The organism is Deinococcus frigens DSM 12807 (assembly GCF_000701425.1).
In the GTDB taxonomy this organism is placed as follows: domain Bacteria; phylum Deinococcota; class Deinococci; order Deinococcales; family Deinococcaceae; genus Deinococcus; species Deinococcus frigens.
In genome coordinates this window covers 1-20,814 of the sequence record NZ_JNIW01000037.1, presented here as the reverse complement: position 1 = coordinate 20,814, position 20,814 = coordinate 1, and the positions used below count along the sequence as shown (strand labels likewise).

Sequence of the window (20,814 nt, the reverse complement as noted above, 5' to 3'; positions counted from 1 at the left end):
TGGCAGTTTGCACGGTCCCGCTGTGGGGAGTGGCAGACAGGCCCATGTCCCACAGTCTAACGGGCGGCGGCCAGATTCGCTCAGATGTTCCTCGCCCTGTTCGTGCGTGAACTTTTACAGTTCTGTTGCACGCCTTGACTTGCATCTCAATATATTCTACACTCGTTTCACGTAACGCGCGTAGAAGAAAGCATATACGGAGGAATGCATGGGACGCCCCCCTAATCTGCAGGCCAGGCTGGAACTGCTCGAACGTGCCACCGCTTATGTGCTTCAGCACGGCCTAACAGACCTGAGCTTGCGGCCCCTGGCCGCCGCACTTGGCGTCAGCGCCCGCCTGCTGCTGTACCACTTCGGCTCTAAGGAGCATTTGGTGATAGAGGTGCTGTCTACCGTAGCCGTCCAACAACAGGCTCTCCTTACCGACATCGACCACAGTTCAGACCCCACTGCGCGCTTTGACCAGCTCTGGGTACGGCTCACCTCGCCCGAACTGTTGCCGTTTCTGCGCTCGCTGTTTGAAGTTGAGCTGCGCGCCATGGACGGCGGCGGCCCTTACCAGCAGTTCACCCGTGACGCACTCGCCGCCTGGATGGACGTGGTGACTGCCCACCTTAAAGATGTTTCAGTACCTACCGCCAACTTTGTTCTTTCTGCCCTGACTGGGCTGCTGATTGACCGCTTCTCGACTGGAGATGAGAAGCGTACCGATGAGGCATTCCGGGCGCTCAGAGACGCGCTCTATGCAGGAGGTTTCCTATGACCGTATCAGCCATTTCGCCCTCGCTTCCTGATCGCCGTCTGCCGCTTATGGTGGGCATGGGCGTGATCCTGTGGTTCGCGGCGGCGATGATGTTTCGCCTGCTGGGGCCGGGCATCCTTGCGCCTGGCAGCGCTGGCTTGCCGCTCGTTTTTGCGCTGTTTATTCCGGTGGGCTGGGTCTTCCTGTGGGTGGCAACAACACCTCTAGGCATCCGCGGGGCTGTCATCCTGCCCGCCGTGGTCATTATGTTGCTGACGGCCATGCTGCTCGACGGCTTGGCGCTGACGTTCTTCCCGGCTCTGTACGGGCTGCCGACAGAATCACTGCTGATCGTGGCGGCGCTGCTGCTGTGGGGCGTGGCGTGGATTTTGCTGATGGCCTATGTTCAGACCCGCCGGGCCGAAACAGCAGCCCGTTAAACTGCCGTGTGCGCCTCCACCTGATCACCGTCGGCGAACCCCGGCTGGCCTACGCCCGCGCGGGCTGGGACGAGTACGCCACACGGTTGCGGCGCTACCACAAACTTCAGGTCAGCCGCGTCTCTGGCAAGACGCAGGCCGCCGAGAGCGAAGCCATTCGCAGGGCCGCCGGGAAGGCCCCGCTGATCCTGCTGGACCCACGTGGGCGGCAGTTCACCTCCGGGGGCCTGAGCGCGTATCTGGACGCCCGCGCGCTGGGCGGCACCGGAGAACTGGCCCTCGCGGTGGGCGGCCCCGAAGGCCACACCGATGAGCTGCGCGCCGGAGCCGACGCCCTCTGGAGCCTAGGCGAACTGACCCTGCCGCACGATCTGGCGATGGTGGTGCTGGCCGAGGCGCTGTACCGGGCGGCGACGATCAGCGCGGGGGAGCCGTATCACCGGGGGGAGCGGGGCGGCCTGAAGGTCTAGCCGTCTAAAAGTCAAACCGCAGGAGTGACAGCGTTTCCCGAGCAGTTTGACGGTTGGACTGTTTGACTTGAAGGTTGGACCGTTTGACAGCCAGACCCCCCCTGTGTCCTAGACTTCTCGCCGTGACCCCCGATATTCCCGCCGCCCCCGAAGCCGAGTGGTTTCAGACGCCCACGCTCCGGGGACAAGTCATCTTTCTGGAAGGCTTGAACGAATCGCACGCTGCCGAGATGTGTGCCGGAGCCGACGACGAAACGGTGCGGCTGCTGGCACGCGGCGGGCCGTCTGCACCGACGACTGCCGCCTGGGCCGAGTACATCGGGCGGCTGAACGCCCTGCCGCAGCGGATCAACTTCGCCGTGCGGCTGGTGGGCAGCGGCCTGACGGTGGGCCGCGTCAGCTACAGCGAGATCAAGTGGGCCGACCGCTGGGCCGAGATGGGAACCATGCTGCTGCCCGCCGCGCAGGGCACAGGTGTTAACCCGGAGGCCAAGCTGCTGCTGATGGCCCGCGCCTTCGAGGTACTGGGCGCGGGCCGCGTTCACTTCAAGGTGGACAGTCGCAACGCCCGCAGCCTGCGCGCCATGCACAAACTGGGCGCGGTGCAGGAGGGCACGCTGCGCCGGTATCAGGTGCGCCCCGACGGATTTGCGCGCGACAGCGTGATCTTCAGCGTGCTGCGCGGCGAATGGCCCGCCGTGAAAGCTGGGCTGGAGGCCCGCCTGGACACCCTGGAGTAACCTGCCGTCCTCATCTGGATGAGAGCGCCGCTAACGATTGACAAAGAACTTCCTGTTAGCCTCATGGGCACTATGCCCTCACCGCGCCCCGTCCTCGTGTCCGCCCTCGCCCTGAGCCTGCTGGGCGCTTCCACCTCCGCCCTGATCGTGCCCATGAACGGCTGGGTACCGGTCAACGGCAATGCCAACGTCTGGACCGATACCAGCGGAGCCTGCCTGCTGCGCGAGGAACGCTCCAATCAGGCGTTCCCCATCCTGGCCTCGCAGGAGGAGGCACTGGCCTTTGCTGCCAAACTGCGCGTGCAACTGAGCAAGTCGGTGGACACGGTGGTGAGCCAGCCGGTGGACCGCGCCGGATTCTGGGCCGTGCTGGCCGCCTACGATTACAAAAAGGAGGGCGCGACGTACAAGGTCTCGCAGCTCTACATCAACGACGCGGGCCTGCTGCGTACCGTGACCGGCAGCAGCGCCGACGGCGAGAAGGGCGCGTGCGTGAATGCCATGCGGGAATTTATCCGTTACCTGGCGGACTGAACGAGGTCAGAACGTCCAAACGTGGTTATGGCACTGCGGAAATGGTAGCTGTCACAGTTGAACCGCTCTGCTTCGCAGCTTGGCAAGTCCGCTCCTTCGGGGCACCTCCTCTCAAGCGGGAGGCCAGGAGACTGGTGTACTGGACGGTCTTCTGCGCTTCTCGGCCTCTTCTTGAGTGGAGCTGGCGGCGAGGCAGACTGAAGGGTCAGGCCGTCGCCGCCCCACCGTGCCGTCCGCCCCCACCCTCACGCCTCTGGGCCGGAGCGCACAGCGCCCGCGTGCTACCCTCGCCAATTGATGTGTGAACAACTTTTGCCCCTGTCCCCTGCCTCCAGTGATGACCTGAGGGCGCGGCTGTGATGGTTGTCGCTGCGCTGCTGTCGTGGGTGCTGGTGGGGCTGTTCATCCGGGTCAGCAAGGCGCGCGGGTGGGGGCAGCCGGTCCGCAAGGAAGGCCCGCAGACGCACCTGATCAAGGAGGGCACGCCCACGGCGGGCGGCGTGCCCTTTGTACTGGCGCTGGCGCTGGTCTTTTTTCCGCTGTACTTCACGGGTCATGCGGGCGGCCCGCGCGAACTGCTGATCATGCTGAGTGCGCTGGGTATGGGCCTGATCGGTGGGGCGGACGATTTCCTGAAGGTCCGCTCGCGCATGCGGGGCAGCGGCAAGAAGGAGCTGATCGCCCGCGAGAAGATGCCCCTGCAACTGCTGGTGGGCCTGCTGTTCGCCTGGTTTGCCGCGCCGCTGGCCGCGCACGAACTGGTGCCCGGCTTTGGGCGGATCGGCGACACGTTGTTGCTGACGCTGGTGATGATCGGCAGCGTGAACGCCTTTAACTTCACCGACGGGCTGGACGGGTTGCTGGGCGGCGTGGCGATCATCGTGCTGCTGCCCCTCCTGGCGCTGTCGCCGGTCTCGGCGCTGCTGGTGGCCGTGCTGATGGGCTTTCTGTGGTTCAACGCGCACCCCGCCCGCGTGTTCATGGGCGACATGGGCAGCCACGCCATCGGTGCGGTGGCGGCGGGCGCATACGTGCTGTACGCCGACGTGTGGCTGCTGCCGCTTGCCGCCATTATCCCGGTGGTGGCCGTGCTGAGCGTGGTGATTCAGGTGGTGTCCTTCCGTACACGCAAGAAGCGCGTGTTCAAGATGAGTCCCATCCAGCACCACTTCGAGCTGAGCGGCTGGCCCGAGACCCATGTGACCATGCGCTTCTGGGTCATTACGGCGGTGGCGACGGCAACGGTGTGGTGGCTGCTGGGCGGCAGGCCGTGATGGGAGATCGGGCGAGCTTTTGTTGCGGCCCACACCTGACCGCCGGTGCTTGACAACCTGACGTCGTACCTCGCCCGCCGCGCCCATCTGTCCGCGCAGGGGACCACTTTTTACCGGGGCCTCCACACCACCGAGACGCAGGGCAAATTCGCGCTGGACATGGCGGGGGACGCCGGGGTGCTCAGCCTGTACGCGGACCTGTCGCCAGAGGAGGAGGTGGAACTGGCCACGGCATGCGCGGGAGCGGCGAATCTGGCAGGCGTTTACCTCAAACGCCGCCCACCCGAAGCGCGGCACGCGGCGAATGTGGCGCGCGAGTGGCTCTCGCCTCCTGAGCCAGTCTGGGGCGAGGCCAGAGTGCAGCTCACGGCGCTGGAAAACGGCGTCCCCTTCCTGATCCGCCCCGGCGCAGACCTGAGCATTGGCCTGTTCGCGGACGCCCGCCCAGCGCGGCAGTGGGTGTGGCAGCACGCCCCGGCGCGGGTGCTGAACGCCTTCGCATATACCTGTGGTTTCGGCCTGAATGCCGCGCTGGGCGGCGCGGCGACGGTCAAGAACGTGGACCTGTCGCGCAAGGTGCTGGCCTGGGGGCGGGAGAACTACGCGCTGAGCAGTCTGAACGCCCCGGACGACGATTTTTTGTACGGCGACGTGTTCGACTGGTTCCGGCGGCTGGCGCGGCGCGGCGACACCTTCGATCTGGTGATCCTCGATCCGCCCAGTTTTGCGCGGAGCAAGGCCGGAAGCTGGCGCGCGGAACATGATTACGCGCGGCTGGCGGCGATGGCGGCGGCGGTGACTGCGCCGGGCGGGCAGATGCTCACGCTGCTCAACCATGCCGGCGTCTCCCCCACCCACTTTGACCGCATGGTGCGGCTCGGTCTGGCCGAGGCCGGGCGACGGGGCCGCGTCACTGAGCGGCTGGATGCGGGCGAGGACTTTCCGGGGGCCACGCACCTGAAAGCGGTGGCGTGGGGGCTGGACTGAGGTGCTGGGACTGGTGTTCCTGGGACCGGGTGTTCCTGGGACCGGGTGTTCCTGGGACCGGGTGTTCCTGGGACCGGGTTTTGCTGGGACCAGGTGTTCCTGGGACTACTCCGGATTCCGTTTGCTTCCTTCTCGCTGTCTTGTCCAGAGCAGCGCCCATGAGGACGCCTGGACGCCCCCTCGGATGTCCGGGTGTTCCCAACACCTTTCGGTCATAGTCCGCATGGGTATTCGTATTCACGGGATCAAGTTCCCTCGGGCAGCCGGAAGGGAGCGAGTGTGCCGCCCGCGAAATTACAGATCAGGTCACCCAGGGCGATATCCTCGCTCATCGCCTCGTGGACGGTGAAGCGGATGACCTCGCCCGCCTCCACGCCGCGCAGCACGTCCGGCGTGACCCAGCCGCTGACGGTAATCTCGCCGTAGGTCATGCTGAAGAATTCGGTGGCGTCGGGCGGGCTGGACATCCTTTCAAGATAATGCAGCCGCCCGCTGTTCTGGTCTGCGCTCCCGGCCCACCCCGCCCAGTACCCAGATTCCACCTCCACTTGTGCGCCGCCTCACTTCGTTTTGTAAAGCGGCAGGTATGCTGGGGGCATGACGCAAACTGCCAAAGCCGATACGCAGGCCAGTACACAGCCCGAGAAGCAGGTGCTGGTCCCCCTGACCACGCCCGAGGAAGTCGATCAGTTCCTCACGGACCACCCGCTGGCCGCCGTGTTCAAGGCCGGAACGTGCCACAAGACCATGCAGGGCTTTGGGGTGCTGGAGACTTTCTTGCAGGACCACGAGCTGCCGGTGGGCTTTATCCGGGTGGTGGACTGGCGGCCCGCCAGCACCCATGTGGCCGAGATGACCGGCATCGTTCACCACAGCCCCCAACTGATGGTCTTCAAGGAGGGCCAGGTGCAGTTCGAGGCCAACAACTGGGACATCACCCCCGAGGCGCTGGAGCCGGTGTTCGCGCAGATTCCGGCCCGTCGTGCCCCGGCCAGCGGACAGACCGACGGCACCACGAAGGTCGAAACCGTCGAGCCGTACCGCCGCCTGATGCGCGATTTCGTGGACGGCAAGATCAGCGACTGGGCCTTTCAGGATCAGTACGTGACCATGTTCCGCGACGACGCCAGCCTGCGCAGCCAGCGCGAGTTCGAGCTGCTCTCGCGGTTGTTCGGCGATCCCGACGCCTACCACGGTGGCCTGCACCAGCTCGGCCAGCCGCAGGAGCGCGGCGAACTGAAGAGCCGGGTCCAGCAACTGCTGACCGAACTGGGCTAAACCAGAAAACGACAAAAAAGAGCGCCGGACGCGATGCCCGGCGCTCTTTCTCGGTCTTCGCTTACTTGACGCTGAGGCGCACGTCCACGTTATTGCGGGTGGCGGCGCTGTAGGGACAGACCTCGTGGGCGGCCTTCATCAGGTCCATGGCCTGCTGCTCGTCCAGGCCGGGGAAGTGGCCCTGGAGTTCCACGTCCAGCGCAAAGGCCCCGCTGTCCTTGTTCAGGCCGACGAGGGCCGTGATGGTCTGATCGCCGCCCAGCGTGATCTTGTCGCGGCGGGCCACCACGCCCAGCGCGCCCTGAAAGCACGCCGCGTAACCGGCAGCAAAGAGCTGTTCCGGGTTGGTGCCGGGGCCGTCGTCGCCGCCCATACCTCTGGGCACGCTGAGGTTGAGGTCAACGCGTCCATCGTCGCTCCTAGTGTGTCCCGCGCGTCCGCCCGTGGCGGTGGCCTGTGCCGTGTAAAGGTTACTCATGGCTCCAGCATGTCACAGCGCTTAGGCGTCAAAGCAAACCCGTCTGGACTTGCCGCCGGATCAGGGCCAGAACTTCCGTGAGGCCAGAACTTCCGTGAGGCCAGAACTTCCGTGATCAGAAGAGAGATGAAACCGGTCACCGGGCGGTCCCCCGGGGATCATCACGCGGTGAGCCGGGGCGGTGGCCCCAGCGGACGCTGGCAGGGCAACGCGTCGGGCAGAAAGTAAGATTTTCAACGGCTGTAAGCGGGAAGTAAGAGGAACTGGGGTGTCATGGGCCTGATTTTCATTCCTTCAGCCCTGCTCTCCACCCACCGCCAATTCTGCCACCCGGGACCCTGCCCATGACCCAATCCCCCACGCTGCCGCCCACCGCCCCGCCTCTGCTGCCTGCTGCCGCTGGCCTGCGTTATCCGCGCGGACCTGTGTGCCGTTCATGGCCCCTGGACCAGGAGCAAGGAAATCCAGGACTGCGACATCAGGAACCGCGCAACATTTTGCAGGGCCGGAGGACAGCGGAAGGAGGTCGACCATGAGATACACCGTGATCATCCAGCAACCTGTGCAGGCCGAATGTCGGCGCGGCCTGGAGCAGCAACTGGCCGAACGCTTCAACCTCAGCGCCGAGCAGGCCGCGCGGCTCTCGGGCCGCCGCACAGGCTGCCTGATGAAGCCCACCAGCCGCGCCCGCGCCGAACTGCTGCTGGACGTGTTCCTCCGGGCGGGGGCAGCGGTAACCCTAGAAGAAGTGCAGGAAGAGACCCGGATGACCAGCCAGCCGTACCAGGGGCCGGCCCCCTCGCCCGCTCTGCCCTATGCGCGCAGCGAGGCCCTGGAAGAGGCATTCCTGGCCCCGCCGATGCCCGCACCGGCCTGGCCCGATTTGCCGCAAGACACCCCTCCCTCGCCCTTCGACAGCATGTCGTCGCTCCCAGCCAGGACCAGCCCCTTTGCCCCTGCGGCCCTCGGGAGCGCCGCCCACTTCCCGGGGGGAGGCGTGGCCGTGGCATCGCCCGCCGTCGGCACCGACACGGCGCTGGATCGGCCCTTCGGCAGCGTCCTCTCCGGCCCCAGCACCCCGCCCAGCCATATCTGGCCCAATTTCACTGACGCGCTGACCCTGACCGACGCCTCTTTCCAGGCCTTCGAGATGGACACTGTGGCCAGCCCCAGCCCGGCAGCCCAGCCGATGGTGCCAGTGGTCCTCCCGGCAAAGGTCGGCGAGAGCGAGCCGCAGGGGCCGCGACGCAGCCTGACGCGTCAGCTCACGCTGGGCACGCTGGCCCTGTCGAGCGCCGTGACGCTGGGGGTGCTGGCCGTGGCGCTGCCTCCCATGCAGCGTCAGGCCGCGCAAACGCAGGCCCGGACGCTGGCCGCTGCCATGGGGGCCAGTCTGGGCAGTGGGCCGCAATCCAACGCTCAACTCGGCAGCCAGCTCAGCACCCAACTCGGCGCGCTGGCGGCCACACCGGGGATAGGCTTCGTGCGTGCCGAACTGCCCGGCGGCCAGACCACGCTGCGCGCGCAGGACGCCGGGGTGGGCAACCGGAGCGGGGAGCTATCGGCCTGGCTGGGCAGCCATCCGAACGGCGGCACCCTGAAGCTGGGGGGCACCCGGTACGTGATCGCGCAGGCGGCCTTCCGTGAGAACGCTGCCGGAGGGGCGGAGGTCATTCCGGCGGGGGAAGCACCGGGCGCGGCGGTGCTGGGGCGGGTGGTGGTGGGCATCCCGAACACCCAGTCCGCCCTGCGCGCGGCGCTGCCACTGGCGCTGCTGGCGGTCCTGCTGGGCCTGGCCGTGGCCGCCTGGCTGGCCAGCCGCGCGGCCCGGCAGGTCACCCAGCCCATCGAGCGGCTGGTCAGGGCCGCCAACGCCATCAGCATGGGGGACCTGTCGCGTCCGGTGCACCCGGACCACAACGACGAGACCGGTGACCTGGCCCAGGCCCTGGAGCGCATGCGCCAGAGTCTGGAGGCTGCCACAGAGGGCCTGAGCCGCCACGACCTGAACCACCGCCACAAGACCTGAGCGCGGCAGACAAAAAAGGGGAGCCGGAGCGTCAGGCCCCGGCTCCCCCTTGAGCTGCTGAATTCAGTCGGCTTTCATGCTGCTTTTCATGGCGCTGATCTCGTCGTGACTGGCCTTGATCTGGGCGTACTGGGTGTCCACGAAGGCGCGCAGATCGGTGGGCAGATCGGCGTCGTTCAGCACGTCCTGATAGTTCTCGATGGCGGTGCTCTCGCCGCGCTCGCTTTCGGCCACCACGGCGTAATCGCCCTTGCCCGCCACGGCGTCACGCACGTTCAGCCAGGTGCGGTGCAGGGCCGCGCCCACGCTGCCGCCCTTGTCGGCGTCGCCGCCCATGCTCTGGATCTTGGCCGCGACCTCGCCCGCAAACTTGCCCCGCTGCTGGCTGCGCCCAGCAAACAGGGTCTTGAGCTGGGTGCTGTCGGCGTGCTCGGCGGCCTGCGAGAAGCCCTTCTCGCCGTCGCGCAGGGTGCCCAGCAGGTGTTGCAGTTTGTCGATGGCCTGTTCGTTGTTCATCATGGCGGTCTCTCCTTCGGCGCAGCCCGGAAATAAATGTTGAGCGGGCCTGCCGTTGCCCGTCAGGCTAGGCGGTCGGCCTGGGAAAGGACTGTGTGAGGGCTTAAGAACCCTCCCCATCTGGCCTTGAGCGGACCTTGACCTTTCCAGACTGGACCGCTTGCGGAAGTCTGCCGCCAGTTCCCACGCTAGCCTCTGCCCCATGTCCCCGTGGCCCATGTCCCCGCCCGCCGCACCCCCATGGATTCTGAGGATGGCCTGGCATGACCTGTGCTTCATGCACTGGCCGGTGGACGCGGGGGCCATCGCCCGCACCCTGCCGCGCGGCGTGACGCTCGATACATATCAAGGCAGGGCATATTTGGGCGTCGTGCCGTTCCAAATGTCGGACGTGGCCCCGCGCCTGGTGCCGGGCATGCCGGGCCTGAGCAATTTTTCCGAACTGAACCTGCGAACCTACGTGATGGCGGGCGGTGAGCCGGGGGTGTGGTTCTACAGCCTGGACGCCGCGCAGCCGCTGGGGGTCAGGCTGGCGCGGCGGTTCTTCCACCTGCCCTACTTCGACGCGCGGATGTGGATCTCGCGCGAGCGGGGCATAACCCGCTACGCCAGCCTGCGGACGCACCACGGCGAGCCGCCCGCCCGCTTCGCCGCCGCCTACCGGCCCATCGGCGATCCGGTTGCTGCGCCCCCTGGCAGCCTGGAAGACTGGCTGACCCATCGCCTGAACCTCTACAGCGCCGATCCGAGAGGGAACGTGTACCGGGGCCGCATCGAACACCACGCCTGGCCGCTACGCCGTGCCGAGGCCGTGATCGGCGAGAACACGCTGGCCGATTCACTGGGACTGACGCTGGACGGCCCACCCCACCTGCTGCACGCCGAGGAATTGCGGGTCTGTGCCCACTGGTTGGAGCGGGTGACATGATGGAACGGTGGGGAACACTCTGGCGGTGCATGGAGAAAGGCCAGCGCGCAACCAGCTCCCCGAGTCCTCTTTTCCTCCTGAGCAGGAGCAACCAGGAGCAACAGAGCGCCGCTGGACTGAGATTCATCCAATCTTGATGTCCAAGCCATTGTATTAATTGCGGTTTGCAATTACTTATCACGCCTGGCATTGTGGCGAGGTGAGCGTTCCGTCCCCCCTTCCTCTTGCCAGTGTCGCCGAGCTACACAGCCCGGAACTGCAATTTCTGACTGCGCTGTGGGACACCTGGCAGGCGCTGACCACGGTGGGCGAGGCGCGCCTGCGCGAACGGCACGGGCTGGACCTGCGGGGCTTTATCGCGCTGTCTTACCTGCAAGGCGGCCCGCAGCAGCCCGCCGATCTGGCCCGCGAACTGGGCGTGCCGCGCTATGAGGTCAGCCGGGTGCTGTCGGCGCTGGACGCGCTGGGGGCCGTGACCCGTCAGCGCACGGAGACGGACGGGCGGGGCGTGATGGTCCACATCACCCCGGCGGGACGCGAACGCTGGGCGGCGGCCCTGCACACCGTCCGCGCCCTGACCGGCCCCCCACTGGCCCCGCTGGGGGCCGAGCAGCAGCTTACCCTGATCCAGACCCTGCAAGGCGTGGCCCAGGCCGCCCGGCAGCAGACGCAAGCTTTACAGGAGCCAACCCCATGACTGAATTTTCTGAAAACAAAACCCCAAAACCCGCCCCCGCCTCCGGCTGTCCCTTCGGCTACGGCGAACCGCTGACGCACGAGGCGCAGAACGTGGCCGAATTGCCCGCCCTGACGCGTGGCGACGACGGCATGTACCACGTCCACCGCTTTGCCACCGCCCGTGAGGTGCTGCGCCAGGACGCTGTGCAGCAGGCCGGATTCATGTCCGAATCCTCGCAGAGCAGCGGGCCGCAACTGACCAATCAGCCGGTGCTGTTTGCCGAGGGAGACCACCACCACGACATGCGCCGCCAGACCGCTAAATACTTCACCCCGGCTTCGGTGGCGGGCTATCAACCGATGATCGCGGGCCTGGCCGACAGACTGATCGCTGGGCTGGTACGGGACGGTGAGGCCAATCTGGATGACCTGAGCCTGGTGCTGGCCGTGGAGGTGGCCGCGCAGGTGGTGGGCCTGACCAGTAGCTTGCTGCCGGGTCTGGAAAAACGCGTGATGAGCTTCGTGGAACACGGTCTGGACAGCCAGCCGGGGGCTGCACAGAACATGAGCAGGGGCCGCCAGACGCTGATGCAGACGAATGTGGCCGCCTTCTTCCTGCTGGACGTGAAGCCCGCCATCGCCGCCCGCCGTCGCAAACGCCGCGACGATCTGATCAGCCACCTCCTGGACCGCGATTACAGCGACACCGAGATCGTCACCGAATGCCTGACCTACGCCACGGCGGGCATGGTCACCACCCGCGAATTTATCAGCGCCGCCGCGTGGCACCTGCTGGGGCACTCCGAACTGCGCGCCGATTACGTCCACGGCACCGAAAAGGAACGCCACGCCATCCTGCACGAGATCCTGCGGCTGGAGCCGGTGGTCCGCACGCTGTACCGCCGCACCACCGAGGACCTGACGCTGGACGGCCAGCAGGTTCCGGCGGGCAGCGTGCTGGCCCTGCACCTCACCGAGGCCAACACGGACCCGGACGTGGTGGGCGATCCAGCCAACGCCCTGTGCCCCATGCGCCCGCTGCCACGCGGCGTGCAGGCCCCGGTGCTGGCCTTTGGTGACGGCCACCACCGCTGCCCCGGCGCGTTCCTGGCGATCCGCGAGAGCGACGTGTTCCTGCGCCGCCTGCTGATCTGGAACGACCTGGAAATCGTCACGCCCCCCACCGTAACCACCAATGAAACGGTGAAGGGCTATGAAATCCGGGGCTTTAAAGTGCGGCTGGGCCAGACTCGTGGGGACCACGCCAAAACTTGAGCGGGAATTGGACGGGGGCGGTGCAGTCAGCAACGACTGCGCCGCCCTCGCTGCTTACTTCAATTTGAGTTGCCATTCCGTGATCGCCACCCACGGTTTGAAGCCCAGCGCCACGTTGATGCCCAGCATGGCGGCGTTCTGCTCGGCGTTGTTGGTCTGGATGACACGGGCTTCTGGAGCCTTCTGGGTCAGGGAGTTCAGCATCAGCGCCTTGAGCCACTTGCCCAGGCCATGCCCACGGGCGGCGGGACGAACGGCGGTTGCTCCCTGATGGATAATGGAGGCGCGTTCGGGCGTCCAGGAAACTTCGGTGTAGCCCACCAGTTCGCCGCTCCGGGTATCTTCCACGGCGATCAGCAGTTCGCGCTCGCCGCCCTCTGCCGCGTTGGCCTCCCAGCCCCGGATCATTTCGGGCGTGACGCGCCAATCGTCCATGTCCAACTCGCCTTTTGGGGCAGAGTTCATGACCATCATCAGGTCGGCCATGCGCTCCAGGTACTCAGCGGGAATGGGGCCGTCCCAGGTGTGCAGCCGGTACGGTTCACTGTCTGGCCGGGTCAGCCACCGCGTGACCAGGTCAGGGTCAACCCTGGCCAGCTCAAGGCGACTCTGGCGCGTGGGCAGCGCGGCCCTGGCCCCCAGCATGTGTGCAAAGGGTTCGCCGCCCGCGTGACGGTCAGAAGTGACAAAGGTGACGGTGCGGCGCGTCTCCCGGCGGGCCACCTGTTCTAGAGCTGCGGCCAGCGCGCGGCCCAGCCCCCGGCGGCGACGCTGGGGATGCACGATCAGCCGCGCGTGGGCCAGATGGAGATTCTGGTCGGTGTCGCAGTTCAGGCTTCCCCACCCGGTGGCCTGTTGGCCGTCCCAGACCACGAAATGCTCGTCGCGTTCACCGGGCATCCGTTGGGTCAGCTCCAGCGCTTCCTTCTCGGCACTGATCGGCGGCTCGGCTGGGTAGGCGGAGGCAAAGACATCCACTTTCAGTTGTCCCACCGCCAGGCACTGCTCAGGCGGCGCGGTGAATGGATCAAAAGCGGTCACACTCACGTCAGTCAGGGCCATGTCTCAGTGTGAACCTGCCACGTCAGGAGCGCATGGGCCAGATGGCGGACCCAGACGCCGGGTAAAGGCGCTAAGCGAAGGCCAGTCCCAGTTCTACCCGCACCCCGCCCACCTCGCGCCCGGCCCAGTTGTGCAGCGTGGCGGGGGCTAGGGCGCACAGCTCCGGCGTGAGCGGAACGCCCAGCGCTTCCAGCACCGCCAGCGCCACATGCGCCCGCGCCCGCTCGCCTCCGTCCACGATCTTGAAGGCCACGCCCAGCGGCCCGCGTGGGCTGTTCCGCAGGCCCATGCCGTAGAACGCCTCCGCACCCATCTTGGTCACCAGACCGGGAACTAGGGGCATCAGCGTGGTGTCCAGCCGTCCAGGTCCGGCGATCAGGAACGGGTGGGCAGTCATGGCGGAAAAGATGCGGTCCAGCGCCCCTGCATATTCTCCCGCAGGCTGCGCCAGCCCCGCAAAAATCCGGGTGGCGGCATGCAACGGCAGCGCGAAGGCTGGAACGCTACAGCCGTCGGTGCCGACTTCCACCCCTTCCAGCGCCACGCCGCCCAGTTCGGCGTGCAATTCGCGGATGCGGCGTTGCAGGGGATGACTGTGTTCGGTGTAGCCGTCCCTGGGCCAGCCGTTCAGGACGCAGGACAGCAGCATCCCGGCGTGCTTGCCCGAACAGTTGTGGTGCAGCGGCGTCGGGGCCTCGCCCGCACGGATCAACTCTGCGGCCACCGCCGCGTCGAAGGGCGGGTGCGTGCCGCAGCGCAGGTCATCCACAGCGCTGCCCGAGCGCTCCAGCAGGCGCGTCACTGTCTTCAGATGCTCCGGTGTTCCGGCGTGGCTGGCACAGGCAATGGCAAGTTCGTCTGAGGGCAACTTGGGGGCGGCCAGGGCCAGTGGCAGCGCCTGCACCGGCTTGCTGCTGCTGCGCGGGAAGGTCACCAGATCGGGGTCACCGCAACTGGCGATCACGGTTCCACCGACGTCCACCACGGCCAGATGAACCGCGTGAATACTCTCGTCCACTTCGCCGCGCGTGAAGATCACTTTTCCGGCCTGCGTCATGCCTGCCAGCGTAGCGCGCGCGGCGCTCAGCTTGACTTCTCCGGCCCTGGCCCTTAACCTTCTGTCCGCTGGCCTGTTTGTCTGAACTGGCCGAGCAAAAGGTCCGGTAGTGTAGCGGTTAGCATATCTGCCTGTCACGCAGAAGGTCGCGGGTTCAAATCCCGTCCGGACCGCCAGAACAGAGGGGAGCGAGGAGAAAGTGCCTCGCTCCTCTCCTTATTTTTGATCTGGATTCTTGATCTGGGCCGTTTCGCCGTCCATATGCGGTGAACGTGACACCCATCCCCCACGCTTTGCCCTATCATGCGCCCCGGTTTCGCACGGCGTCCGTGAGCAAATTTCGTGTTCCTCGTAGCTCCGAACCCCGCGCACGGCGAGCCTATCCCCAGCCCTGGAGGACGCCGTACATGACTGCCACAAAATCCCCCCTGACCACCCCAGCATTTTCCACCACCGACGCCGCCGAGCTGTATCAGGTGCCCAACTGGAGCGGCGGCTGGTTCCGCGTGTCCGACAGGGGCGAGATGGAAGTGACCCCCGCCCCCGGCCTGCACGCCCCGCTGCGCGCGATTGTCGATGAAATCGTGGAGCGCGGCGAGAGCCTGCCGGTGATCCTGCGCTTTCCCCAGGTCATCACCGGACGCGTCAGGCACCTGAATGAGGCGTTTCAGAACGCCATCACCGAGTACGGCTACAGCAACCACTACCAGGGCGTCTTTCCGATCAAGGTCAACCAGCGCCGCGTGGTGGTGGAGTCGGTGGCCGCCGCTGGCTACGACTACGCGCACGGCCTGGAGGCGGGCAGCAAGGCCGAGCTGGCGCTGTGTCTGGCCCAGCGGATGCACCCCGACGCGCTGCTGTGCTGCAACGGCTTCAAGGACGACGGCTTTATCAAGCTGGCGCTGTGGGGCCGCACGCTGGGCAAGAACGTGGTCATCACCCTCGAGAAATTCAGCGAGCTGGACCGGATTCTCAAGCAGGCCCGCGCATTGGGCGTGCGCCCGGCCATCGGCGTGCGCTTCAAGCTGCACGCGCGCGGCAGTGGCCAGTGGGAGGAGTCCGGCGGTGATCAGGCCAAGTTCGGACTGAACGCCTACGAGCTGCTGCGCGTCGTTGAGCGCCTCAAGGAAGAGGACATGCTCGACAGCCTGGTGATGCTGCACACCCACATCGGCTCGCAGATCACCGACATCCGGCGCGTCAAGGTAGCTGTGCGTGAGGCCACCCAGACCTACGCGGGCATGATCGCGGCGGGGGCCAAGCTCAAGTACCTGAACGTGGGCGGCGGCCTGGGCGTCGATTACGACGGCTCCAAGACCACCTTCTACGCCTCCATGAACTACACCGTGCGCGAGTACGCCGCCGACATCGTGTACACCGTGCAGGAGGTCTGCAAGGCGCGGGAGGTGCCCGAACCCGTGATCATCAGCGAGTCGGGCCGCGCGCTGACGGCGCACCACGCCGTATTGATCATGCCGGTGGTGGATGTGACCGGCCCCACCCGTGACCTGGAAGACCTGGCCCCAGCCAGCCAGGACAGCCACCAGATCGTCAAGGACCTGGAAGACGTGCTGGACAAGATCACGCTGCGGAACTACCGCGAGTCCTACAACGACGCGGTGGGCGACAAGCAGACGCTGCACAACCTGTTTGACCTGGGCTACGTGACCCTGCTGGACCGGGCGCGAGGCGAGGCGCTGTTCAACGCCATCCTGCGCCGGATTGCCAAGCTGATCCAGAACGAAAAGTATGTGCCCGACGAGCTGGAAGACCTGCAAAAAGTGCTGGCCGACAAATTCATCTGCAACTTCAGTCTGTTCCAGAGCCTACCCGACAACTGGGCCATCCAGGCTTTGTTTCCCATCGTGCCGCTGGACCGCCTGAACGAGCAGCCGACTCGGCAGGCGACCATCGTGGACATCACCTGCGACAGTGACGGCAAGATCGACAAATTCATCGACCTGCGCGACGTGAAATCCACCCTGCCGCTGCACGAGCCGGGGGACCGCCCGTATTACCTGGGGACCTTTCTCATGGGCGCGTATCAGGACGTGCTGGGCAGTGCCCACAACCTGTTCGGCAAGGTCAGCGAGGCGCACGTGACGGTCAAGCCCGGCGGCAAGTTCCACATCGACCTGTTCGTGCGCGGTCAGAAGGCGCGGCGCATGATCGAGTCGATGGGCTACGAGGAATCCATGCTGCGCGACGCCATTGAGGACCAGGCCGACGACGCCATCAAACTCGGCATTTTAACCAACGAGCAGGAAAACGAGTTGCTGGACGACTACGGCGAGGAGTTGCTGGGCTACACCTATCTGGAGTACGAGGAAGGCTGAGGCTCAGCGCCCCGGAAACGGCGGACGGCGAATCCGGCAATGAGGTTCGCCGTCGTATTTTGTTGCCTGCATTGGGTATGAAGCTGTAGCTGCCCTAAAGCGGAGGAGAACCCGGCAGATCCACGGCATGCACCGGCACCGGCTCGCCAAACCGGGGGTATTTGCTGCCCAGACTGGGCTTGCCGCGCCCGCACAGCACGGTCACTTTCGGCAGGCCGCCCACCTTGATCTCGGCCAGCGCCAGCCTGCCAGTCTCGTAGGCCCCCATATCCAGATACAGGTGACGGCCCAGTCGGGTGGGGACCGGGACCGGCGTGTGGCCGTGGACGCTGTAGACCACGCCCTCGGGCATGGGGAACGGTCCCTCGAAGGGGCGCAGCCACAGCGCCGCCGTCAGGGGATCGGGGTAATGCTGATGGCGCACCGGGGGCGAGGCGTGGGCGATCAGGACGCTGGGCACGGCAGGCGGCTGGTCGTGGATCTCGCCGTCCTCGGTGATATAGACCACCCGGCCCAGGTCCTGTAAATATTCTTCGAGGGGCGGCGGAAACTGCTCCAGCGTCAGGCCGCCCAGCTCGCTGCGAACCGTCTCACCGCCCGCCCGCATCCACGAGCGGAAGCCCTCGATGGCGCGGCGGTAATCGCCCATGTCATGGGTCTCCAGGTACTGCCGGTACCAGCGCAGGCCCGAGGCTGCCATCTGTTCGTGATTGCCCATCAGCAGCGTGGCGCGGCCCTCTTTTTTTAAGGCCAGCAGCTTCTCCACGGTCCTCATGCTGCGCGGTCCCCGGTCGATGGCGTCCCCCAGGCTCACGAAATGGGCGTCCGGGTACTGGGCCAGGGTGGCGTCCAGCAGGTCCGGTCTGCCGTGCAGGTCCGGGATCACCACCACCTGACGGGTCATGATCGCCCTCCAGCCGGTGCGTCAGAACCGTTTTCATCGACGCTGTTCTCATCAACAAAGTCCAGCAGCGTCTGCTTGCTGCGTTCGCGCAGGAGTCGCGCGCCGTCCGGGTCAGGCGTGAAGGTCACGGTGCCGCCCACCACGCCCACCCGGTACGCTGCGCCGTCCGCCGCTGCGGGCAGCCACTCGGCAGGCAACTGGAAGGTGCGGCCCCGCGTGTCCTCCACATCGGCCAGGCCCGCGTCCTCGTCCAGCACATCGATCACCAGCAGCCCGTCGGCGTTCACGCTCATTCGGGCCAGTCTAGCGTCCCGGTTCCCATATTTCGCGGACCTGCATCCTTCGGGGGACGACTCGCCCCCAGCCGGGGGGGTAGGCTGCGCGACATGTCTGCCTCCCGCCCCCGCAGCCCCCACCTGACCCGCCGCCGCGTGCTGCGCGGGCTGGCGAGCGTCGGCCTGGGCACTCTGGCGCTGGGCGGCGTGGGCGCGGCGCAGGCCTACCACTTTGGCGTGACCCACCACACCCGCGCGCTGCCCGGCCTGACGCGGCCCCTGCGGGTGGCCTTTCTGACCGATCTGCATTACGGCCTGTTCATCTACGGCGGCAGCGTGCGCGCCTGGGTGGACGCGGCCAACGCTGCACGCCCGGACCTGATCGTGCTGGGCGGCGATCAGATGGATTACCGCGCCGACGAAGCGCCCGCCGCCCTGCTGGCCGAACTGAGGCGCCTGAAAGCGCCGCTGGGCGTGTATGGCGTGTGGGGCAACCACGATTACGGCAGTTTTGGCAAGTATTATAGCCCTCGCTACGGTCCAGCCCGCGCCGACTGGCCGCAGCGCCGCGAGAGCCTGCGCGCTGCCTATGCGGAGGCGGGCGTGACCATCCTTCGCAACGAGGGCCGCGCGGTACGTGAGGACCTGTATCTGGGCGGGGTGGACGATTTGTGGGTAGGAGAGGTGGACCTGGGTGCGGCGCTGGCCGGGAAGCCTCTGGCAGGGGCGACACTGCTGGTCAGCCACAATCCCGATCTGCTGCCGAGCCTGCCCGCACGCCTGGGGCTGGTGCTGAGCGGACACACCCACGGCGGCCAGATTCGGCTGCCGCTGATCGGCGCGGCGGTGGTGCCCAGCAGGTACGGCCAGCGGTACGCGATGGGCTGGGTCACGGGGGCACACGGCACGCCCGCCTATATCAGCCGAGGCCTGGGCCTCAGCGGCGTGCCCCTGCGCAACCTGTGCGAGCCGGAGGTGGCGGTCTTCACCTTGACGCCACAGTGAGAAATAGACGCCGATTTGCCGCTTTACCAAAGAAAGTGCTTTAATCCGTCTATGACCTCTCAGCCAGATGCGATCTCCCCCGCCGCCCTGATGCCCCGCCAGCACGTTCCGGCGCTGGAGGTGCCGCTGGTGTCCGGTGGGCGCTACACGCTGGGCCAGCAACCGGGCGAGAACTTCGACCTGATCGTGTTCTACCGGGGCCTGCATTGCCCGGTCTGCGCCAAGTACCTGCTGGAGCTGGAACGGTTGTCGGAGCAGTACGCGGCGCGCGGCGTGCGGATCATCGCCATCAGCAGCGACACCGAGGACCGCGCCCGCACAATGGCGGAGAAGGTGGGAGCAAAAGGAATCGAGTTCGGTTATGACTTGGATCTGGACACCGCGCGGCAGTGGGGGCTGTTCATTAGCGCCTCGCGCGGCAGGACGTCTATTGGCATCGAAGAACCCACCCTGTTCAGCGAACCCGGCGTCTTTCTGGTGCGCCCGGACGGCACGCTGTATTACGGCTCGGTCCAGACCATGCCGTTTGCGCGCCCGCCCTTTGACGATCTGCTGGGCGCGGTGGGTTTCGCCCTGGACAAGACTTACCCGGCGCGGGGGGAGTACGGCGGAGAGGTTTGAACACCAGACTTCTTGATGCGGAGAGCCGGTGACAGCCCTTGTAAGGATTGCGGTCGAGGGTCAACTCTAACCCGACTGCAAGGAGAAGCAAAAAAAACGCCATGTGTCTGACCTCAGCGCTGAACCTGCTGAGAGGATGTACACGAGACCCCGGCATTTCTTTTGCCAGGAGCCATCAAGCCGACAAAAAGCCCTCTCAGTGGGGAGAGGGTTGGGTGAGGGGTCTCTTTCCTGGACAATTTGTCATAAAAGAAATCTAGGATGGGCATGTTTGAAGCAGCCTCGAATGTCTTCTGGCAATACGTTCTGCAAAGCGGTTCCGATCAGACTCATCACGTTCTGGACGGTGCGCGGTGCGTCACCGCGCACCAACGCTTTGAGCTTGGAAAACAGCAATTCAGTCGGCTTGAAGTCCGGGCTGTACGGTAAGAGATAGAGCAGGGTGCAGCCCCGAGCCTTCACGAGCCGGTGGACGCCCGATGAGGCGAGAACAGGTTATTCAGCGCCACGACCTGCCCCGCCGTCAACGCTGGACACAGTGTCTTCCCGGACATACCACTCGAAGACCTCACCATTCACAGGGCGTTCAATCACCAGTGGGGTCGGCGGCCCCGCCAGATTCAGCGCACAGATCAGACTCTGCTTCTGCCCGTGGTTTCGTGGCACCGCACAGACCGCCCGAACTGGAAGCCACTCTCATTGACAATGACCAGCCATTCTGGATGGCAGAGGTAGGGTTCGAGATCGTTCAGGGAGTGGGTACGGCGTTCCCCATTGCGCTCGGACGCAGCCAGTGTTTTTTTATTGGGTTGATATTGCAAGGGGTTAGTGGAGGATCAGTTCGGTCTGGCCCGGTGTTCTTCAAATCGAGTGGGTGAGCGGTACCCCAGGCTGGAATGGCGCCGCTCGCGGTTGTAGAACACCTCGATCCACTCGAAGACCAAATTGCGCGTGTCAGTGCGGTTCCCTTGTGCCTTGTGAAGATCCAGTTCCATCTTGAGGGTGGCGAAGAAGCTCTCCATCGCGGCGTTATCCCAGCATTCTCCCGTTCTGCTCATGCTCTGGAGCGCCTGGAGGCGCTCCAGAGCCTGTCGATACTCGCTGCTGGCGTATTGAACCCCCTGGTCGGAGTGGTGGAGGATCCCCTGTCCTGGGCACCGGGTCCGCTGGGCCATCGTGAGTGCG

General features: G+C 65.9%; 23 protein-coding genes and 1 tRNA gene. 16 read left to right on the top strand and 8 right to left on the bottom strand.

Annotated features, from left to right (window positions below; genetic code table 11):
• Positions 1-208: 208 nt before the first annotated feature.
• The 7 genes from Q322_RS0112965 (at position 209) to Q322_RS0112935 (ending at position 5,187) form a co-directional block, all read left to right on the top strand.
• Entirely contained in the window at positions 209-763 is a 555-nt protein-coding gene (locus Q322_RS0112965; protein ID WP_029478335.1) for a TetR/AcrR family transcriptional regulator, read from the top strand.
• Complete coding sequence (locus Q322_RS21810; protein WP_029478334.1) at positions 760-1,182, top strand: DUF5367 family protein; 423 nt, start codon at positions 760-762, stop codon at positions 1,180-1,182. The genes Q322_RS0112965 and Q322_RS21810 overlap by 4 nt, the downstream gene beginning before the upstream one ends.
• A gap of 8 nt (positions 1,183-1,190) precedes the next feature.
• Positions 1,191-1,652 carry a 23S rRNA (pseudouridine(1915)-N(3))-methyltransferase RlmH gene (locus Q322_RS0112955; RefSeq protein ID WP_029478333.1) on the top strand — a complete coding sequence of 154 codons (462 nt, stop codon included), beginning with the start codon at positions 1,191-1,193 and terminating at the stop codon, positions 1,650-1,652.
• Between the two features lie 122 nt (positions 1,653-1,774).
• Positions 1,775-2,392: a GNAT family N-acetyltransferase gene (locus Q322_RS0112950; protein ID WP_029478332.1), complete on the top strand. Its 618-nt coding sequence runs from the start codon at positions 1,775-1,777 to the stop codon at positions 2,390-2,392.
• Positions 2,393-2,464: 72 nt separating this feature from the next.
• Positions 2,465-2,926: a hypothetical protein gene (locus Q322_RS0112945; protein WP_245593251.1), complete on the top strand. Its 462-nt coding sequence runs from the start codon at positions 2,465-2,467 to the stop codon at positions 2,924-2,926.
• Between the two features lie 356 nt (positions 2,927-3,282).
• Complete coding sequence (locus Q322_RS0112940) at positions 3,283-4,200, top strand: phospho-N-acetylmuramoyl-pentapeptide-transferase (protein WP_029478330.1); 918 nt, start codon at positions 3,283-3,285, stop codon at positions 4,198-4,200.
• 45 nt (positions 4,201-4,245) lie between these two features.
• On the top strand, positions 4,246-5,187 hold the full coding sequence (locus Q322_RS0112935) for a class I SAM-dependent rRNA methyltransferase (RefSeq protein ID WP_029478329.1): 942 nt from the start codon (positions 4,246-4,248) through the stop codon (positions 5,185-5,187).
• A gap of 245 nt (positions 5,188-5,432) precedes the next feature.
• On the opposite strand, the gene Q322_RS21020 is transcribed toward Q322_RS0112935, so the two are convergent.
• Entirely contained in the window at positions 5,433-5,654 is a 222-nt protein-coding gene (locus tag Q322_RS21020; protein ID WP_029478328.1) for a hypothetical protein, read from the bottom strand.
• Between the two features lie 130 nt (positions 5,655-5,784).
• On the opposite strand from Q322_RS21020, the gene abxC reads away from it, so the two are divergent.
• The gene (abxC, locus tag Q322_RS0112925) at positions 5,785-6,465 is read left to right on the top strand and encodes a monothiol bacilliredoxin AbxC (RefSeq protein WP_029478327.1); all 681 of its coding nucleotides are present in this window, start codon (positions 5,785-5,787) and stop codon (positions 6,463-6,465) included.
• A gap of 61 nt (positions 6,466-6,526) precedes the next feature.
• Here the strand turns inward: abxC and Q322_RS0112920 are convergent, their stop codons facing one another.
• Positions 6,527-6,943 carry an organic hydroperoxide resistance protein gene (locus Q322_RS0112920; RefSeq protein ID WP_029478326.1) on the bottom strand — a complete coding sequence of 139 codons (417 nt, stop codon included), beginning with the start codon at positions 6,941-6,943 and terminating at the stop codon, positions 6,527-6,529.
• Between the two features lie 532 nt (positions 6,944-7,475).
• On the opposite strand from Q322_RS0112920, the gene Q322_RS0112915 reads away from it, so the two are divergent.
• Positions 7,476-8,972, top strand: coding sequence for a HAMP domain-containing protein (locus Q322_RS0112915; RefSeq protein WP_029478325.1), 1,497 nt, complete (start codon positions 7,476-7,478; stop codon positions 8,970-8,972).
• Positions 8,973-9,035: 63 nt separating this feature from the next.
• Here the strand turns inward: Q322_RS0112915 and Q322_RS0112910 are convergent, their stop codons facing one another.
• Positions 9,036-9,491 (bottom strand): ferritin-like domain-containing protein, encoded by a 456-nt coding sequence (locus tag Q322_RS0112910; protein WP_029478324.1) that lies wholly within the window; start codon positions 9,489-9,491, stop codon positions 9,036-9,038.
• Positions 9,492-9,690: 199 nt separating this feature from the next.
• On the opposite strand from Q322_RS0112910, the gene Q322_RS0112905 reads away from it, so the two are divergent.
• The 3 genes from Q322_RS0112905 (at position 9,691) to Q322_RS0112895 (ending at position 12,369) form a co-directional block, all read left to right on the top strand.
• Complete coding sequence (locus Q322_RS0112905; RefSeq protein ID WP_245593250.1) at positions 9,691-10,416, top strand: YqjF family protein; 726 nt, start codon at positions 9,691-9,693, stop codon at positions 10,414-10,416.
• A gap of 199 nt (positions 10,417-10,615) precedes the next feature.
• Positions 10,616-11,113 (top strand): MarR family winged helix-turn-helix transcriptional regulator, encoded by a 498-nt coding sequence (locus Q322_RS21805; protein ID WP_029478322.1) that lies wholly within the window; start codon positions 10,616-10,618, stop codon positions 11,111-11,113.
• Positions 11,110-12,369, top strand: a complete 1,260-nt coding sequence (locus tag Q322_RS0112895) for a cytochrome P450 (protein ID WP_034418556.1) — start codon at positions 11,110-11,112, stop codon at positions 12,367-12,369. The genes Q322_RS21805 and Q322_RS0112895 overlap by 4 nt, the downstream gene beginning before the upstream one ends.
• Before the next feature lie 54 nt (positions 12,370-12,423).
• Here Q322_RS0112895 and Q322_RS0112890 read toward each other — a convergent pair whose 3' ends face one another.
• Complete coding sequence (locus Q322_RS0112890; RefSeq protein ID WP_029478320.1) at positions 12,424-13,431, bottom strand: GNAT family N-acetyltransferase; 1,008 nt, start codon at positions 13,429-13,431, stop codon at positions 12,424-12,426.
• Positions 13,432-13,501: 70 nt separating this feature from the next.
• Positions 13,502-14,488: an asparaginase gene (locus Q322_RS0112885; RefSeq protein WP_029478319.1), complete on the bottom strand. Its 987-nt coding sequence runs from the start codon at positions 14,486-14,488 to the stop codon at positions 13,502-13,504.
• Positions 14,489-14,588: 100 nt separating this feature from the next.
• Here Q322_RS0112885 and Q322_RS0112880 point away from each other — a divergent pair.
• Both Q322_RS0112880 and speA read left to right on the top strand, forming a co-directional pair.
• A tRNA-Asp gene (locus Q322_RS0112880) sits at positions 14,589-14,664 on the top strand.
• Positions 14,665-14,895: 231 nt separating this feature from the next.
• On the top strand, positions 14,896-16,824 hold the full coding sequence (gene speA / locus Q322_RS0112875; protein WP_029478318.1) for a biosynthetic arginine decarboxylase: 1,929 nt from the start codon (positions 14,896-14,898) through the stop codon (positions 16,822-16,824).
• Positions 16,825-16,918: 94 nt separating this feature from the next.
• Here the strand turns inward: speA and Q322_RS0112870 are convergent, their stop codons facing one another.
• The gene (locus Q322_RS0112870) at positions 16,919-17,728 is read right to left on the bottom strand and encodes a metallophosphoesterase (RefSeq protein WP_029478317.1); all 810 of its coding nucleotides are present in this window, start codon (positions 17,726-17,728) and stop codon (positions 16,919-16,921) included.
• Positions 17,725-18,021: a hypothetical protein gene (locus tag Q322_RS0112865; RefSeq protein ID WP_029478316.1), complete on the bottom strand. Its 297-nt coding sequence runs from the start codon at positions 18,019-18,021 to the stop codon at positions 17,725-17,727. The genes Q322_RS0112870 and Q322_RS0112865 overlap by 4 nt, the downstream gene beginning before the upstream one ends.
• Before the next feature lie 93 nt (positions 18,022-18,114).
• Between Q322_RS0112865 and Q322_RS0112860 the strand changes: the two genes are divergently transcribed.
• Both Q322_RS0112860 and Q322_RS0112855 read left to right on the top strand, forming a co-directional pair.
• Positions 18,115-19,008: a metallophosphoesterase gene (locus tag Q322_RS0112860; protein WP_029478315.1), complete on the top strand. Its 894-nt coding sequence runs from the start codon at positions 18,115-18,117 to the stop codon at positions 19,006-19,008.
• 51 nt (positions 19,009-19,059) lie between these two features.
• Positions 19,060-19,629: a peroxiredoxin-like family protein gene (locus tag Q322_RS0112855; protein WP_051668521.1), complete on the top strand. Its 570-nt coding sequence runs from the start codon at positions 19,060-19,062 to the stop codon at positions 19,627-19,629.
• 836 nt (positions 19,630-20,465) lie between these two features.
• Here the strand turns inward: Q322_RS0112855 and Q322_RS24150 are convergent.
• Positions 20,466-20,814, bottom strand: a 349-nt coding sequence (locus Q322_RS24150) for an integrase core domain-containing protein (protein WP_029478313.1), incomplete at its 5' end; no start/stop codon positions are given.

What these genes read in the sequence shown, in the direction of transcription:
- Q322_RS0112965 (WP_029478335.1), top strand. Translation starts at nt 209, where the DNA reads ATGGGACGCCCCCCTAATCTGCAGGCCAGGCTGGAACTGCTCGAACGT.
- Q322_RS21810 (WP_029478334.1), top strand. Translation starts at nt 760, where the DNA reads ATGACCGTATCAGCCATTTCGCCCTCGCTTCCTGATCGCCGTCTGCCG.
- Q322_RS0112945 (WP_245593251.1), top strand. Translation starts at nt 2,465, where the DNA reads ATGCCCTCACCGCGCCCCGTCCTCGTGTCCGCCCTCGCCCTGAGCCTG.
- Q322_RS21020 (WP_029478328.1), bottom strand. Translation starts at nt 5,654, where the DNA reads ATGTCCAGCCCGCCCGACGCCACCGAATTCTTCAGCATGACCTACGGC.
- abxC (WP_029478327.1), top strand. Translation starts at nt 5,785, where the DNA reads ATGACGCAAACTGCCAAAGCCGATACGCAGGCCAGTACACAGCCCGAG.
- Q322_RS0112920 (WP_029478326.1), bottom strand. Translation starts at nt 6,943, where the DNA reads ATGAGTAACCTTTACACGGCACAGGCCACCGCCACGGGCGGACGCGCG.
- Q322_RS0112915 (WP_029478325.1), top strand. Translation starts at nt 7,476, where the DNA reads ATGAGATACACCGTGATCATCCAGCAACCTGTGCAGGCCGAATGTCGG.
- Q322_RS0112910 (WP_029478324.1), bottom strand. Translation starts at nt 9,491, where the DNA reads ATGATGAACAACGAACAGGCCATCGACAAACTGCAACACCTGCTGGGC.
- Q322_RS0112905 (WP_245593250.1), top strand. Translation starts at nt 9,691, where the DNA reads ATGTCCCCGTGGCCCATGTCCCCGCCCGCCGCACCCCCATGGATTCTG.
- Q322_RS0112895 (WP_034418556.1), top strand. Translation starts at nt 11,110, where the DNA reads ATGACTGAATTTTCTGAAAACAAAACCCCAAAACCCGCCCCCGCCTCC.
- Q322_RS0112890 (WP_029478320.1), bottom strand. Translation starts at nt 13,431, where the DNA reads ATGGCCCTGACTGACGTGAGTGTGACCGCTTTTGATCCATTCACCGCG.
- Q322_RS0112885 (WP_029478319.1), bottom strand. Translation starts at nt 14,488, where the DNA reads ATGACGCAGGCCGGAAAAGTGATCTTCACGCGCGGCGAAGTGGACGAG.
- speA (WP_029478318.1), top strand. Translation starts at nt 14,896, where the DNA reads ATGACTGCCACAAAATCCCCCCTGACCACCCCAGCATTTTCCACCACC.
- Q322_RS0112870 (WP_029478317.1), bottom strand. Translation starts at nt 17,728, where the DNA reads ATGACCCGTCAGGTGGTGGTGATCCCGGACCTGCACGGCAGACCGGAC.
- Q322_RS0112865 (WP_029478316.1), bottom strand. Translation starts at nt 18,021, where the DNA reads ATGAGCGTGAACGCCGACGGGCTGCTGGTGATCGATGTGCTGGACGAG.
- Q322_RS0112860 (WP_029478315.1), top strand. Translation starts at nt 18,115, where the DNA reads ATGTCTGCCTCCCGCCCCCGCAGCCCCCACCTGACCCGCCGCCGCGTG.
- Q322_RS0112855 (WP_051668521.1), top strand. Translation starts at nt 19,060, where the DNA reads ATGACCTCTCAGCCAGATGCGATCTCCCCCGCCGCCCTGATGCCCCGC.